Origin of the sequence: Pleomorphovibrio marinus (genome assembly GCF_003347495.1) — a bacterium.
Taxonomy (GTDB): Bacteria; Bacteroidota; Bacteroidia; order Cytophagales; family Cyclobacteriaceae; genus Pleomorphovibrio; species Pleomorphovibrio marinus.
In genome coordinates this window covers 1,357,888-1,372,184 of record NZ_QCXY01000001.1, presented here as the reverse complement: position 1 = coordinate 1,372,184, position 14,297 = coordinate 1,357,888, and the positions used below count along the sequence as shown (strand labels likewise).

The following is a 14,297-nucleotide window of genomic DNA, read 5'->3' as shown; positions in this document are numbered from 1 at the left end:
TTATTAGTTTATCAATATTGCTATGCCTGCTCTCAGACCTATTACCCTTGTGATGGCATAGTAATCCACCATGCCCTCCAACCTGAGCCTATAGGTCAAATTATGGGTATATCCTGCCCCTAATGAGAAGTCTGACTCACTTCCAATTAATCCCCTAACCCTTACAAATAAGGGTTCCCAAGGGTAAAACCGGACCCCCAAGCTAACTTGGTTGGGTCTGGCATAATTAAATTCATATCCACCGGAAAAGGAAAGATTATAAAGATAAAAATAATTTACCTCTGTACCTATTTGATACCTCCTAATCACTCCGGGTACATCCGACTTTACCAGATCGAGGGCCCCGGAAACTAAAACACTAGACTCAGCTTGCTGAGCAAGGCATTTTCCATTTAAAAAGCCTGCAAGTACGATTAAAATCACGAATGGTACCCTCATGCTCCTAAAGTTTGGTTAAGTTCTGCCAGCCTGTTTTTCAATCCCTGCCATTCATCTCTAAGCCGTGCCGCTTCCATAAAGTTAAGTTCCTTGGCAGCTTGTTCCATCCTTCTCTGTGTCTGTTGGATCAATTTCTCCAATTTGTCCTTACTAAGGTACTGAACCACCGGATCCGCAGCCACGTTGGACTCAGCGTTAAAATCCTCTGAATAGATTTTGGCATTCTTTTTACTATCGGCAACTTTGGTGGAACCTAGAATCCTTTCCCTAGATTTCATAATGGTCTTTGGCGTAATGCCATGTTCCTCATTATAGGCTTTTTGCCTGCTTCTCCTTCGGTTAGTTTCGTCCATGGCCATCTGCATGGATTGGGTGACCTTATCCGCATACATAATCACCCTGCCATGCTCATTCCTGGCGGCCCTGCCAATGGTCTGCACCAAGCTCCTTTCGTTTCTCAGAAATCCTTCCTTGTCCGCATCCAGTATGGCCACCAAGGCCACTTCTGGTAGATCCAACCCTTCCCTAAGCAGGTTTACACCTACCAGCACATCAAACACCCCCAACCTCAGCTCTCGCAAAATTTCTACCCTGTCCAAAGGTTTCACCTCCGAGTGTATATATCTGGACTTCACTCCTGCCCTTTCCAGGAACTTATTTAATTCCTCCGCCATCCTCTTAGTCAATGTGGTTACCAAAACCCTAAAGCCATGCTTAATGGTTTGGTCGATTTCTTCTAGCAGATCATCTATTTGCTTGCCGCTGGGTCTTACTTCTATATTCGGATCCAATAGGCCGGTAGGACGAATGATCTGCTCCACCACAACACCCCCGGACTTATTTAGCTCATAATCAGCAGGGGTGGCACTGACGTAAATTACCTGAGGGGTCAAGTCCTCAAATTCGTCAAACTTCAAAGGCCGGTTGTCCAATGCAGAGGGCAGACGAAACCCATAGTCCACCAAGTTCACCTTTCTGGACCTGTCCCCTCCCCACATGGCCCTGATTTGGGGAACGGTTACGTGACTCTCGTCTATCACCATCAAATAGTCTTCCGGGAAATAATCCAACAGACAGAAAGGGCGAGTGCCCGGTTGCCTCCTGTCAAAATACCTGCTGTAATTCTCCACTCCAGAACAATAACCCAATTCACGGATCATCTCCAGGTCAAACTCCGTCCTTTCCTTGAGGCGTTTTGCTTCCATCACCTTCATGTCCCTTTCAAAAAAGCCTACCTGGGCCATCAGGTCGTCCTGAATTTCTCTGATAGCCACGTCTATCACATCCCTTCCAGTGACAAACAAATTAGCAGGGAATATCGAAACCATACGTTCGTCACAAATCTTCTTTCCAGTCTGGGGATCTATACGCTGTATTGCCTCGATCTCATCTCCCCAAAAGAAAACCCTATAAGCAAAGTCGCCATAAGCAACAAAAATATCCACAGTGTCCCCCTTTACCCTAAAGGTACCTCGGCTAAATTCACCTGTGGTCCTGCTGTAAAGAATCTCCACCAACTTGAACAAAAACTGATTCCTAGGAACCCTGTCCCCCTCCTGCAGCCTCACTACGTTCTTTCCAAACTCCTCCGGGTTACCAATACCATAGATGCAGGAAACGGAAGCTACCACAATTACGTCCTGCCTGCCAGATAGCAAGGCAGAAGTAGCAGAAAGCCGAAGCTTTTCGATCTCTTCATTGATGGACAAATCCTTTTCGATGTAGGTGCCACTGTTCGGTATAAAGGCCTCAGGTTGGTAATAATCATAGTAGGAAATAAAATACTCCACCTTGTTCTCTGGAAAAAACTGCTTGAACTCCCCGTAGAGCTGGGCTGCAAGTGTCTTGTTATGACTCAATACCAAGGTCGGTTTTTGAACCTCCTGAATGACATTGGCAATGGTGAAAGTTTTGCCAGAACCAGTCACCCCCAACAGCACCTGGGAGGGTTCCCTGTCCTTAATCCCTTGCACAAGCTCACTTATAGCCTGTGGTTGATCCCCGGTAGGTTGGTAATCAGAAATTATCGAAAAGCCCATTTTCAAAAGTCGGTTTAGTAATATCTAACACTCTTCCATTAGGGAAAAGTTTAATTCATGATCAATGAGGAAAGCTTTTCCAGCGATAAAGGTTATAATACAGGAAATTGGTGCGCAGAATGATCACCAGCAGCAAAGGCATGATGCTGGGATGAAAAGATTGAAATCCCAAAATCCAAAACACCAATGCCAAATCAGCCAGGATCAAGGCAACCAGCAAACCCTTTCTTACCCAGCTTTTGCCCGTTGCCAGCCCATACACCAGTACCAAGTGCAATGGGAATGCCCAAAGGATGTTCCAGTTATTTTTAGTTTGGCTATGTTCGGTGAAAAACCACATAAAAGTGATCAACAAACCCAACAATCCCAGTACGGTAAAAATACCCAGATCCACACCAAGGTATAGTTTTTTGGTCTTAAATCCTTTAAAGGTGAGTATCCCAATTACCAATCCAAAGACCCAAAACACCAAATAGGGGTTCAGTAAATTCATTCCTCCTCTATTTCTTTCCGGAAAATCATAAACCACGATTCTCTCCTTTACTAAAGGCCTGGAAGGCCCATCCCCCACTATAGTGACCCTGTCAAAGGCTGCTTCCAAATAATCTGGAAGAAATTGCTTTTCCCATTCGTTTGCCTCTACATCAATTACTGCCCCCAAGGCCAGATCTATGCCAAGGTCGGACCAGGGTAGGGGATAAACATACTCATCTATCATTTCCCTGAAAGTTTTAGACTCCGGATCTTCGGGTTCATTCCACTGTAACTTTTCCCCAAACAGGGAATCCATCATATCCCTGATTCGCGTACTGCAGTTGTCATAAAAAAAATCATACCTGTATTTCCGGTTTTCTGGAAGGTAATTAGTCCTCAGGAAATCCATCACCTGAAGTTGCTGTTCAGGGGAAAGGTCAAGGACCTGTTCCCTTACGTTTCTTTGAAAATATTCGTATTCGTAAAGAAATTGTTCGAAAGTGGTGACGGCGAGTTGGTAGTCTAGGGTGCGCCTTACAAATTTCACGTAAAAAAAAGGAGTATTAAAATCAAATGTACCATAATTAAAAACCAAATCCCGTCCGGAATTTGCATCCACCACCCGAATCGCACTGTGCCCAAAGGTGGAGTACAATTCATCCCCAGGGTCACAAGTGATCAAGCTAATACGGTAGGCATCATTGTCCTGGGCTAAGGAAGGAAGCATTAAAATCAAGGACAACCCCAAGCAGATAATACCCTTGTACAATGGCAAATGAGTGAGAATCGGAAAATGCATGAACCAGTAGTTGAAATGAGGCCTAAGTTGCTGGCAAATTTACGAGAATAAATGATCTTTTTTTGCTCCCTTTAGGAGAGGCTACTATCTATTCAATAGGCAAAAGTAATATTTGTGAAAAAATTGCATTTCAAACATATTTTTTTGACGTATTTACTTTTAAAATTGCTTTTGATTACTTATTTTGGTTTGCTTTTCTCATTTTTAGATGCATATTGTTTCAGACATATCTTTAAGGAGGTATAATTTACCTGACTATGGCCCTTTTTTAAGCGCCCTTCTATTATTTATCATTCCAATTGTCTGCCCTGCCCAAATCGACATCTCCCAAGGAGCATTTAAAAGTAACAAGGAATCAGGGGATTGGCATGAAGCCGATTCCTGGCTGACCTGGAACGGGAATGACTGGGTACTTCCCACCAATCCCCCGGACAGAAACAACGACGTGTTTATCCTCAAGGAGAATGAGATCAGACTTACCAAAAACGAAGAGGTGAAAAGCCTTTATCTTTATGGAGCCGCGAGTGCGGGCAAAAAGCTAAATTTGCAAAATTTTGAACTTAATATTTATGGTTCCTTGCACAGCTTTCAAGTAGATGAGGATGAGTTTTTTCTCAACAACGGTACTTCCCCAATAGCTGACTGGATCTATCCAGAAACCGGTTCTGTCGTGTTTAGGGGAGCCTCGAGGACTGTGGTGGATAGAACCTCCTGGAGTGCCCAAAACAACCTTAGTAGGTTTCAAGTCATTTTTGACCCTAATCCTGGTGAAACCCTAATCGTAAATGCTGCCTTTAAGGCAAATTATTTCGAAATAAGATCTGGCACTGTATTGCAAACCGTAAGCAACAATGGAACCTTGCGCACATCCACCTTCTCCTTTAACATTCATGATAGCTTTGGGGCTCAAGATTTTGGAACCTTTGTGATAAAATCAGGAGCCAGGTTAATTTCAGAAGCCAGCCAACCCCACCACCAAATTATAAGGAGAACCGAAAATAGACCCGCCAGCTCCTTTATTCTGGAGCCTGGTGCCAAACTTGAACTGAGGGGTGAGGCACCAGAACTGGATGCCATGCAGGTGGAATTGCTGGGCGAAGTGATCTATGCAGGTAGTGGTCCCAACCAGTTCGCCCTAACCTCCACCATTGCCGCATCCCAAGAAATCCTCCAATACCATGACCTGAACCTGGAAAGCGCAGGCACTTTCCACCTACCGGAATTGCTCCAGGTTAGTGGTGACCTTTTTCTGTCTCCCGAAACCAATGTTCATACTGGAGCATCTCAAGTTGTAATAAATGGAGACGCCAACCAAGAGATAAGGGCCTCCGGGGTAATTTGGAATGACCTTACCATTTCCAATTCTTTCGGCACCATTGCCTTCTTTGAGGACTTAAGGGTGGCAGGAAATTTTGAAATGTTGGAGGGCTGGCTCGATTTTCAGGACAACCAATTGTTCATCAACCTCGGTGGGGAAGGCACCTACCACTATCATGCTGGCCGATGGGAGAACCTGCATCAGCTCCATTATGCTTTTCCTCCTGAGCTACTAACCCCTACCAATGGAAGTTTCCCCTTTTTCGATAAGTATTTGAATGAACCAAGAACCATCAAAGTCCTTGGAAGTACCTTTTCCGACTCCCCCAATCTGAGCATCGCTTACCAACAACGGGAGGGGGTAGATCATCAGGCCCAGTTCTCGGACTCGGATGGCACCCAAATGCTGTATCACCTCAACAGCTTTTTCGAAATAGAAGGCTTTGAGGAGGATGGAGGCACGGGGGAAATATGGATTCAGTCCAGCGACATGATCCTGGAGGACATAAAGGATTTAAGGATCTCGGCCATAGGGGACCCTGCAGAAGGTTACCACCTGGAGGCGGAAATTCTCATGGGAGAAATATGGGGCAAAAGGCAAGTCAACTTCTCGGATCTGTCAGGAAATACCTTCACCCTTGCCAGCACAGGGGAACTCAGTATTCTTCCATTGGTCTGGGCTAGAGGAGGGGTCACGCATGGGGAGGAGGGGGCTTATCTAGAGTGGGAAACAAAAGCAGAGACAGGAACATTTTTTTATATTTACAGGTCACTGGATGGGCTGAACTTCTCCCTTATCGACAGCCTAGAGGCTGGCCAATTTGGTGAAGGAAAATTTTACATCGTTGACTCTACAATTCTCCGATGGATGCCAGTGCATTATTATAAAATCATGGCAGAAACCCAGGATGGCCAGATCAGTGAAAGTCCTCTATACAGACTCAACGGGTTTCCGTACAGGAAAAATGAAGTCAAGATTTACCCCAATCCATACATTAGTGGGGAACTGCACATTACTCTTCCTCATGTTCAGGATGCCTTGGAGATTTGGGTAAATGACACCAAGGGAAGGGAAAGCTTCCATTGGAAGGGACTGAAAGACCAGATGGATTTGGATCCACTTAGATATTTATCTCCGGGAATTTATGTCATACTCATTGAAAGTTCCGCCGGAAGGTTCGTACTAAAATGGATGAAATCATTCCCTTAATTTGGAAGGTGCAAAACAGCGGCAAGAGAGGGAAAAAACAAGATATCTCCAGTGAACCTGCTTGGCAAAGCCAAGGCTAATTAGGCAAAGAAAAAAAAATGTAGTACTTTTTAACATTAAAAGCAATCCAGATTCACATGACTTTCCTTGCAATTGGACTCAGCATTCTCCTGCTGATTTTGTTTATTGTTTGGGCCAAGATTGAGCCTTTTCTGGCCTTTTTAGTGGTTTCCCTCTTTGCGGGAATCCTGCTGGGCATTCCTCTCGAGGAGATAATGGGAGCAATCCAAAAGGGCATAGGTGACCTGCTCGGTTCTTTGGTGATCGTAATCGTACTTGGTGCTATGCTGGGTAAAATTGTTGCAGAAAGCGGGGCAGCCCAGCGTATTGCCATTTTCCTCACGCAATTATTTGGCAAAAAGAGGATACATTGGGCAATTGGCTTGACGGCATTTGTGGTAGGCATTACCCTATTTTTCAGCGTGGGTTTTGTGTTGCTAGTACCCCTTGTTTTTACCATAGCCTATCAGTATAAAATCCCCACCATGTTTGTGGGGGTTCCCATGTTAGCTGCATTATCCGTTACCCATGGGCTTTTGCCTCCACATCCGGCACCGGTAGCTTTGGTGGTTCAATTTGATGCCAACATGGGGCTCACCTTAATTTACGGGCTGATCATTTCTATACCCATTATCATTGTTTCAGGCCCCCTTATTGCCAACACTTCTTGGATTAAGGGCATAGTGTCCAAACCACTAGCTTCCTTTAGGGGGGAAAATAAGCCATCCCATACTTTGCCTTCATTGGCTAACAGCCTTTTATCCTCCCTCCTCCCGGTGTTTTTATTGATAAGTACCTCTTTGCTGCTTTTGTATATAGAGGATCAACATACTTTCTACCCAGTATTACGGTTAATTGGAGACCCATCTGCCGTAATGCTCTTTTCATTGGCCTTTGCTACTTACTCTCTTGGGGTTTTTCAGGGAAAGCCCATTGCCCGCATTATGGATGAATATGGGCAGGCTGTGAAAGAAATCGCATTGGTGATTTTGATAATTGCCGGATCGGGGGCATTTAAGGAAGTACTGGTAGCCAGTGGCATAAGCGCAGATTTGGCCACGGCACTTCAGGATTGGCCTATCCATCCATTGGTATTGGGGTGGTTAATGGCGGCAGCAATTCGAGTATCCATTGGTTCTGCCACAGTCGCTGCCCTCACCGCTGCCGGCATGGTTGCGCCTATAGTTGCCTCTGGAGCCGCAGATCCCAACCTGATGGTATTATCCATCGGTGCCGGCAGCATCATCTTTTCCCATTTCAATGACGGTGGTTTTTGGCTGGTAAAGGAGTATTTTAACCTTTCTGTACGGCAAACCCTCCTTTCTTGGTCACTTATAGAAACCATCGCATCTATCTTGGGTTTGCTTGGGGTGTTTGCTTTGCATATAATTTTTTAACTTAGTCCCTTTCTAATCATCAACCACAGTTTACAATTATGGAATCTACTTCAGCAGAATCACGATTAAAAGCCCTAGGACTAACTTTGCCACCAGCGCCGGCGCCAATGGGTGTATATATCCCTTATTTAATTGACGGAAAACACCTTTATCTCTCCGGGCATGGCCCAGTTCAGGATGACGGCTCATTGATAAAAGGAAGGGTGGGTAAGGACATGGACAAAGAACAAGGCAAATTGGCCGCAAGGCAGGTCGGGCTTACCATGCTTTCCACTATCCAGTCCAACCTGGGTAGCCTGAACAAGGTGAAGAGGGTCATAAAAGTCCTGGGAATGGTAAATTGCACCTTGGAGTTTGAAGAGCACCCCTTTGTTATCAATGGCTGCAGTGAGCTTTTTGCAGAGATTTGGGGAAAAGAAAAGGGCATAGGCACAAGGAGCGCCGTGGGATTTGGCTCATTGCCGGGAAACATCCCAGTGGAGATCGAAGCTTTGTTTGAATTAGCCTAATAGGATGGAAACTTCTAAGTTAAACTGGTACCAACTCACCCATGAGGATGAGGTGGACACCCCTGCTTTGATCGTCAATTTAAGCAAGGCCAAAAGTAATATTCAAAAAGCCATTGCGAAAGTAGGCAATGCAAAGCGGCTAAGGCCACACGTAAAAACCAATAAATCCATTGAAGGCTGCAGGCTAATGATGGAGGCTGGCATCGATAAATTTAAGTGTGCCACTATCGCAGAAGCTGAAATGTTGCTAAAGGCCGGAGCCAAAGATATCCTTCTCGCATATCAACCTGTGGGGCCAAAACAAAAGAGATGGCTTGAGTTGATCAAACAGCACCCTAATGTAATTTGGGCCTGTCTAGTAGATCATATACAAGTAGCAGGGGAACTCAATTCCTTAGGTGCTACGAATGGCGTAAAGCTAAACACCTATATGGATATAAATGCCGGAACCAACAGAACGGGGATTTCGCCAGGTGATGGTGCTTTGGAGCTCTTCGAATATTGCCAAACCCTCCCAAATCTACTCCTTAAAGGTTTTCACCTGTATGATGGCCACCTAAGGGATGTGGACTGGGAGAAAAGGAAAAAAGCTTGTGATGCCGCCTTTCAACCACTTCAAGAAACATGGGAACTGCTCACAAAAAAAGGTTATCAGCTTGAAATGATAGCTGGAGGTTCCACTACTTTCAGTATTCATGCACAAAGGGAAAATGTCATCTGTGCACCCGGCACATTTATCTACTGGGATGCAGGATATCAAGAAATCCTGCAGGAGCTGGATTTTGAGCCAGCTGCCGCCGTAATGTGCAGAGTCGTATCGAAGCCTGCCGAGGGAATAATATGTGTGGACTTGGGACATAAATCAATAGCACCTGAGAATCCAATCGAAAATAGGGTGTATTTCCAAAATGCTTCAAGTCTTACTCCATTAAGTCAAAGCGAGGAACATCTGGTGCTCAAAGTAGAAGATGACACTGCCTATCAAATAGGCCAAGTGCTATATGGGGTTCCTCATCATATTTGCCCCACCGTCTCCATGTACGATAGTGTCCATGTAATGGTCGATGGAGAAATTACCGGGGAATGGAAAACCATTGCTCGCGATAAAAAAATCAACTTTTGAGACCATGCAATTTCAAAAACAGACACCAATATGTTTACCATAGATGCACATTTAGACCTGAGCATGAATGCCTTGGAATGGAACCGGGACTTGACCCTCAGCGTGGAAGAAATAAACGAAAGAGAAAGGGGACTTACCGACAAAGTGGACAGGGGAAATGCAACTGTTTCATTGCCAGCCCTTAGAGAGGCAGAAATAGGGCTTGTAGTTGCCACTCAAATTGCCCGCTATGTAGAAAAGGGGAGTTCCCTTCCCGGATGGCATTCCCCTGCTCAGGCATGGGCACAGACTCAAGGGCAATTGGCTTATTATAAGGTAATGGAAAACCTGGGTGAAATGGCTCCCATCACCGATTTACCCTCCTTGGAGAAGCATTTAAAGCTGTGGGAGGGGGGAAAAGAGGAAAAAAAACCTGTGGGCTATATCCTCTCTCTAGAAGGGGCCGATTCTATTGTGGATGTAAGCTATCTGGAAAAATCCTATGAAGGAGGGCTGAGAGCTCTTGGGCCGGCGCACTACGGTCCGGGGAGGTATGCTTATGGCACTGATGCCTCCGCTCCATTGGGGAAAAAAGGCAAGGAACTACTCCGTGAAATGGAACGCCTGAATATTATTCTGGATGCCACTCACCTCTGTGATGAATGCTTCTGGCCATCACTTGACCACTTCCATGGGCATGTATGGGCTAGCCATAATAACTGCCGAGCATTAGTTGACCATAACAGGCAATTTAGCGATGAACAAATAAAAGCCCTGATTGACAGGGGGGCCGTGATTGGTGGAGCCCTGGATGCATGGATGATGGTTCCGGGATGGATTAAGGGAAAATCCCTCCCAAAGGAAATGGGCTGTCACTTGGAGGTCATAGTAGATCACATGGATCATATCTGTCAAATTGCTGGAAATGCAAAACACATCGGAATTGGATCCGACCTGGATGGTGCATACGGAAGGGAACAAAGCCCCTATGACTTAGAAACCATCAGCGACTTGAGCAGAATCCCCGATATGCTAGCCAAAAGGGGATATTCGGAACAAGATATTGCTCTAGTCATGCATGGGAACTGGTTGCGGTTTTTAAAAAAGGCTTGGTCTTGACCGTTCCTGTAGCTTTCCTGATTTTCGCCTCCTGAATAAATTTTAACTTTTTTTCTTATTTATTAAACAACCTTACATTTTCGCAAAAAAAATTATTTATTTATATATTTCAAAAAAGCCTCTTTAAACTACTTAAAGAGGCTTTTTTGGTTGAATTGTCTTTCGATCTCCATTTTTGTTTAAATTTTATAAAAAAAAGTTAGACAAAGGTGTTGGTTTATTGTTTAACATTATATACATTTGATTAAACAAAAAACAAAACCATGACAACTTTAGAATTTAGCTACTCTCTCAACAAACTCACAAAATCCCTGAAGCCCTTCGCCCTAAAGCTTACCAGAGATATGGACGATGCCAATGATCTCTTGCAAGACACCATGGTGAAAGCTTTCACTAACAAGGACAAGTTTACAGATGGGACAAACCTCAAAGCTTGGTTATATACCATCATGAAGAATACCTTTATTACCAATTACCAGCGTATGGTAAGAAGAGGAACCTTTGTGGATACTTCTGACAATCTTCACTTTATCAACTCTGGCTCTGTAGTAATCGAAAATGACGCTTATGGGGAATTTGCGATGAAGGACATCAGCAAGGCTATTAATAGCTTAGACGATGTTTACAAAGATCCCTTCATGATGCACTTCCGTGGGTTCAAATACCATGAAATTGCCGAAAAATTAAATATTCCCATAGGGACTGTAAAAAACAGAATACATATTGCAAGGAAGCTATTAAAAGACGAGCTTAGCGTGTACCAAACTAATAACTAGTATGCCATTAAAACATGTGGTGGTAATTGGAGCTGGGTTCGCAGGGATTTCCGCCGCAACGCATCTTGCTGATAAAGGATATAAGGTTACAATTTTAGAGAAAAATAGTACCCCCGGAGGCAGAGCCAGAAAGTTCGCCGCCGAGGGTTTTGTTTTTGACATGGGACCTAGTTGGTACTGGATGCCGGATATATTTGACCAATATTTTGAAAGTTTTGGGAAGAAAACCTCAGACTATTATGATCTGATTCGATTGGACCCTTCCTATGCGGTTATTTATGGGGAAGGGGAGTTTTTAAACATTCCCGCTAAGCTGGATGAATTCAAATCCCTACTTGAAGGAATTGAAAAAGGTGCTGCGGAAAAATTGGAGGAGTTTTTGGCACAAGCCAAGTACAAATACCAAGTAGGCATTCAAGAATTTGTCAACATGCCGAGCCGGTCTTTAATGGAATTTGCCAAACCCAGGCTATTATTTGATGCTTTGAAGCTGGACCTTTTTAAGTCCATGTCCTCCCACGTTAGGAAATTTTTCAAGCATGAAAAAATCATTCGATTAATGGAGTTTCCTGTGCTTTTTCTAGGAGAAACAGCAGAAAAAATCCCAGCCTTATATAGCCTTATGAATTATGCAGATATTGCCCTGGGCACCTGGTATCCCATGGGTGGAATGCATAAGATCATAGAAGGGATGGTAAGTTTAGCAGAAGAAAAAGGGGTGCATTTTAAATACAACGCCGAGGTAAATAGCATAGAGATCCAAGATAACAAGGCCAAGAGCGTGCTATTGTCCAATGGAGAGAATATTCCTGTGGATGCCGTAATAGCTGGCGCAGATTATCATCATGTTGATCAAAACCTGATCCCAAAGGCCTACAGCAATTATTCTCCCAGCTATTGGGACTCAAGGGTAATGGCGCCCTCCTCACTTTTGTTTTATTTGGGTATAGATAAAAAATTAAAAAACCTACTCCACCACAATTTGTTCTTTGACCAGCCGCTGGAGCCTCATGCAGATGCCATTTATACCCGTCCTAGGTGGCCTGAAAACCCACTCTTTTATGTGTCTGCTCCATCAGTGACAGATCCTTCCGTGGCTCCTGAAGGCAAAGAGAACCTATTCCTACTCATTCCGCTTGCTCCAGGATTAAAAGACAATGAAGAAATTAGGGAAAAATATTACCATATCATCATGACCCGTCTGGAGGAATTGACGAATCAGGAAATTAGACCACATGTAGTGTATAAAAGATCCTATGCCCATTCCAATTTCATGGCAGATTACCATGCCTATAAAGGGAATGCCTATGGGTTGGCCAATACCCTTACTCAGACGGCAATCTTAAAGCCGAGCCTCAAAAACAAAAAAGTATCCAACTTGTATTATACAGGACAACTTACCGTTCCAGGCCCTGGGGTTCCACCATCCTTAATTTCTGGCAGAGTGGTGGCAAATGAATTGATAAAAGAACATAGTATGGAAAAAATTTATTAAATTGTATGTGCGATGGATCCAAAAAAGCTTTTTGATGAAACCACTTTTGCCTGTAGCCGGCTAATTACCCAAAGATACAGTACCTCCTTCACTTTAGGCATTAAAACCCTTGACAAAAAGTTTCACGACCCAATCTATGCCATCTATGGTTTTGTCCGATATGCCGACGAGATTGTGGATACCTTTCATGACCATGACAAGGAAATACTTCTAAAAACTTTCCAAACGGCCACTTTTGAGGCCATAAAAGACCAAATCAGTTTAAATCCTGTTTTGCATGCTTTTCAGTTGATAGTAAATCGGTATCGGATTGATCATGATCTCATTCGTGCATTTCTTCATAGCATGGAAATGGATCTTGATGTTAGTAGGTACAACGATAAAAGCTACGAAGAGTATATCTACGGATCCGCAGAAGTGGTCGGCCTCATGTGTCTGAAAGTGTTTTGCGAAGGTGATGAAAAAAATTACCTGAAGCTGAAATCTCCTGCATGTAAATTGGGCGCAGCTTTTCAGAAAGTTAATTTCTTGAGGGATCTAAAAAGTGATTACGAAGATAGGGGAAGGGTGTATTTCCCGGGAGTAGACTTTAAGCATTTTAACCTGGCAATCAAAAAAAATATTGAATCCGACATCCAGAAAGATTTTGACGAAGCCCTGATTGGCATCAACCAACTGCCTTCTGGAGCTAAGATGGGCGTAAAGATAGCATACCTCTATTATTTAAAACTATTTTTTAAAATAAAGGGCCTACCACCGGAAACCATTACCCAAAAAAGGATAAGGATTCCCAATGCGAGAAAATTTTCACTTTTGGTAAGCACCTATTTTGGATTTAAACTGGGAATAGGTTAATGCCCAAACCATACTATTATTTGGGATTGATGCTTTTCACCGTGTCTTACCCCCTTGCTCAATCTTTCGAGCACCGGATACAATACCACAAACAGTGGTATGCATTGTTTCCTGCAATTCTTGCCATGGCACTGGTTTTTATAGTTTGGGACCATTTGTTCACAGAAATGGGCATTTGGGGCTTTAACCCTCGCTATATTTTGGGAATCTATTTCTTAAGCCTTCCCATTGAAGAATGGGCATTTTTCCTAATAGTTCCTTTCGCCTGCATCTTCATCTACGAGGTGTTAAATTATTTTGTCAAAAAGGACATTTTAAAATCTATTTCCCTACCGCTATTATTCCTACTTATTGGCATGTGCCTTATAGTTGGGGTGGCACACCTGGATAAATGGTACACTGGGGTGAGTTTTATCTTTACCGCAGTAGTCTTAGCCATTCATTTATTGCTCTTTCGAAATAAATATTTTGGTCGCTTCTTCCTGTCCTATCTAGTGACATTAATCCCTTTCATGCTCGTGAATGGCATTCTCACAGGTTCTTGGATCGACGAGTCCATTGTTTGGTACAACAATGAAGAGAACCTTTCCATAAGAATTGGAACAGTTCCGATAGAAGATAGTGTTTATAATTTGGGAATGCTTCTGATGGTTCAAACCATTTATGAAAAAATCAGAGAAAGCAAAACAATTCACTAAAGTGGAAGT

The 14,297-nt window shown here is 43.6% G+C and carries 12 protein-coding genes; 9 read left to right on the top strand and 3 right to left on the bottom strand.

The window, feature by feature from the left end; all coding sequences use genetic code 11:
• Positions 1 to 3: 3 nt before the first annotated feature.
• From DB520_RS05730 to DB520_RS05720, 3 genes are all read right to left on the bottom strand, one after another.
• Positions 4 to 438: a hypothetical protein gene (locus tag DB520_RS05730; RefSeq protein ID WP_114748635.1), complete on the bottom strand. Its 435-nt coding sequence runs from the start codon at positions 436 to 438 to the stop codon at positions 4 to 6.
• Positions 435 to 2,477, bottom strand: a complete 2,043-nt coding sequence (uvrB, locus tag DB520_RS05725) for an excinuclease ABC subunit UvrB (protein WP_114748634.1) — start codon at positions 2,475 to 2,477, stop codon at positions 435 to 437. Before uvrB ends, DB520_RS05730 begins: the two co-directional genes overlap by 4 nt.
• 61 nt (positions 2,478 to 2,538) lie before the next feature.
• Positions 2,539 to 3,750, bottom strand: a complete 1,212-nt coding sequence (locus DB520_RS05720) for an Lnb N-terminal periplasmic domain-containing protein (RefSeq protein WP_317047748.1) — start codon at positions 3,748 to 3,750, stop codon at positions 2,539 to 2,541.
• Between the two features lie 208 nt (positions 3,751 to 3,958).
• Between DB520_RS05720 and DB520_RS05715 the strand changes: the two genes are divergently transcribed.
• From DB520_RS05715 to DB520_RS05675, 9 genes are all read left to right on the top strand, one after another.
• Positions 3,959 to 6,277, top strand: a complete 2,319-nt coding sequence (locus DB520_RS05715) for a T9SS type A sorting domain-containing protein (protein WP_114748633.1) — start codon at positions 3,959 to 3,961, stop codon at positions 6,275 to 6,277.
• A 137-nt stretch (positions 6,278 to 6,414) separates the two neighbouring features.
• On the top strand, positions 6,415 to 7,734 hold the full coding sequence (locus DB520_RS05710) for a GntT/GntP/DsdX family permease (protein ID WP_114748632.1): 1,320 nt from the start codon (positions 6,415 to 6,417) through the stop codon (positions 7,732 to 7,734).
• A gap of 38 nt (positions 7,735 to 7,772) precedes the next feature.
• Complete coding sequence (locus tag DB520_RS05705; RefSeq protein WP_114748631.1) at positions 7,773 to 8,243, top strand: RidA family protein; 471 nt, start codon at positions 7,773 to 7,775, stop codon at positions 8,241 to 8,243.
• A gap of 4 nt (positions 8,244 to 8,247) precedes the next feature.
• Entirely contained in the window at positions 8,248 to 9,366 is a 1,119-nt protein-coding gene (locus DB520_RS05700; protein WP_114748630.1) for a D-TA family PLP-dependent enzyme, read from the top strand.
• Between the two features lie 30 nt (positions 9,367 to 9,396).
• Positions 9,397 to 10,464, top strand: coding sequence for a dipeptidase (locus tag DB520_RS05695; RefSeq protein WP_114748629.1), 1,068 nt, complete (start codon positions 9,397 to 9,399; stop codon positions 10,462 to 10,464).
• 263 nt (positions 10,465 to 10,727) lie between these two features.
• On the top strand, positions 10,728 to 11,240 hold the full coding sequence (locus DB520_RS05690; RefSeq protein WP_114748628.1) for an RNA polymerase sigma factor: 513 nt from the start codon (positions 10,728 to 10,730) through the stop codon (positions 11,238 to 11,240).
• A gap of 1 nt (position 11,241) precedes the next feature.
• Positions 11,242 to 12,735 (top strand): phytoene desaturase family protein, encoded by a 1,494-nt coding sequence (locus DB520_RS05685; protein WP_114748627.1) that lies wholly within the window; start codon positions 11,242 to 11,244, stop codon positions 12,733 to 12,735.
• Positions 12,736 to 12,747: 12 nt separating this feature from the next.
• Positions 12,748 to 13,590: a phytoene/squalene synthase family protein gene (locus DB520_RS05680; protein WP_114748626.1), complete on the top strand. Its 843-nt coding sequence runs from the start codon at positions 12,748 to 12,750 to the stop codon at positions 13,588 to 13,590.
• The gene (locus DB520_RS05675) at positions 13,590 to 14,288 is read left to right on the top strand and encodes a lycopene cyclase domain-containing protein (RefSeq protein WP_114748625.1); all 699 of its coding nucleotides are present in this window, start codon (positions 13,590 to 13,592) and stop codon (positions 14,286 to 14,288) included. The genes DB520_RS05680 and DB520_RS05675 overlap by 1 nt, the downstream gene beginning before the upstream one ends.
• The last annotated feature ends 9 nt before the right edge of the window (positions 14,289 to 14,297 follow it).

Bases quoted from the DNA above. Each gene is read 5' to 3' on its own strand.
- DB520_RS05730 (WP_114748635.1), bottom strand. From the start codon at position 438: ATGAGGGTACCATTCGTGATTTTAATCGTACTTGCAGGCTTTTTAAAT.
- uvrB (WP_114748634.1), bottom strand. From the start codon at position 2,477: ATGGGCTTTTCGATAATTTCTGATTACCAACCTACCGGGGATCAACCA.
- DB520_RS05720 (WP_317047748.1), bottom strand. From the start codon at position 3,750: ATGCATTTTCCGATTCTCACTCATTTGCCATTGTACAAGGGTATTATC.
- DB520_RS05715 (WP_114748633.1), top strand. From the start codon at position 3,959: ATGCATATTGTTTCAGACATATCTTTAAGGAGGTATAATTTACCTGAC.
- DB520_RS05710 (WP_114748632.1), top strand. From the start codon at position 6,415: ATGACTTTCCTTGCAATTGGACTCAGCATTCTCCTGCTGATTTTGTTT.
- DB520_RS05705 (WP_114748631.1), top strand. From the start codon at position 7,773: ATGGAATCTACTTCAGCAGAATCACGATTAAAAGCCCTAGGACTAACT.
- DB520_RS05700 (WP_114748630.1), top strand. From the start codon at position 8,248: ATGGAAACTTCTAAGTTAAACTGGTACCAACTCACCCATGAGGATGAG.
- DB520_RS05695 (WP_114748629.1), top strand. From the start codon at position 9,397: ATGTTTACCATAGATGCACATTTAGACCTGAGCATGAATGCCTTGGAA.
- DB520_RS05690 (WP_114748628.1), top strand. From the start codon at position 10,728: ATGACAACTTTAGAATTTAGCTACTCTCTCAACAAACTCACAAAATCC.
- DB520_RS05685 (WP_114748627.1), top strand. From the start codon at position 11,242: ATGCCATTAAAACATGTGGTGGTAATTGGAGCTGGGTTCGCAGGGATT.
- DB520_RS05680 (WP_114748626.1), top strand. From the start codon at position 12,748: ATGGATCCAAAAAAGCTTTTTGATGAAACCACTTTTGCCTGTAGCCGG.
- DB520_RS05675 (WP_114748625.1), top strand. From the start codon at position 13,590: ATGCCCAAACCATACTATTATTTGGGATTGATGCTTTTCACCGTGTCT.